At 77.3% G+C, this 973-nt stretch carries 1 protein-coding gene; it reads left to right on the forward strand.

All coding sequences use genetic code 11. From position 1 onward, the window contains the following. Window positions 1–973: polyketide synthase dehydratase domain-containing protein (locus ACYVE7_RS34680; RefSeq protein WP_460370879.1), on the forward strand; the 973-nt coding region annotated here is incomplete at both ends.

The following is a 973-nucleotide window of genomic DNA, read 5'->3' on the forward strand; positions in this document are numbered from 1 at the left end:
GTGGCCGGCGCCTACGACCGTCTCCTGGCGCGCGGCCACGGCTACGGCCCCGCCCTGCAGGGGCTGCGGGCCGCCTGGAGCGCCGGATCGGCGCTGTTCGCGGAGATCGCACTCGACGAGTCCGCTGTGGCGGACGGCTTCGGCGTCCCCCCCGCGCTCCTCGACGCCGCCCTGCACGCCGCCGCCCTCCACCTGGACGGCGACCCGCTCCTGCCGACCGCCTGGACCGGCGTGGTGCGGCACGGCGCGGCCACCCCGGTCGCCCGGGTCCGGATCGTCCTCGGGCCCGACGGCTCCGTCCAGCTCAGCGTCGCCGACGCCGACGGCCTGCCCGTCCTGTCCGCGGCCTCGGTGACACGTGGCGCGCTCTCCCTCGACCGGCCGGAGACCACGGACGTCCCGCGCGACCTGTACCGCATCGACTGGTCACCCGCACCCCTGACGTCCGCCACCGAAGGCCGCTGGGCCGTCCTCGGCACGGACCGGCTCGGCCTCGGCGACGGTGTGCCGCTCTTCCCCGACCTGCCCGCGCTCGCCGCCGCGACGGACGGCAACGGGCTCGACCGGGTGGTCTACCCCTGCCCCGCCCGCTCAGGCGACGGCCCCGAGGAGGTGCGGGCCGCGGTCAACCGGGTGCTGGCGACAGCCCAGGCTTGGCTGGCCGACGAGCGGTTCGCCGACGCGAAACTGGCCGTGGTCCTGCGCGACGGAGATCTGGGCGACGCGCCCGTCTGGGGTCTCCTCCGGGCGGCCGAGGCCGAGAACCCCGGCCGGTTCGCGCTCATCGCCGGAATCGGCGAGCCCGGGTCCTTGGGCGCGGCGCTGGCCTCCGACGAACCCGAACTCGTCTTCCGTGACGGCGTACTCCAGCTCTCCCGGCTCCGCCGGATCACCGCCGCGCCCGGCCCGGTGGCCTTCGCGCCCGGCGGCACCGTGCTCGTCACCGGCGGCACCAGCGGCCTGGGCGCGCTCG

The organism is Actinocorallia lasiicapitis (genome assembly GCF_054778695.1).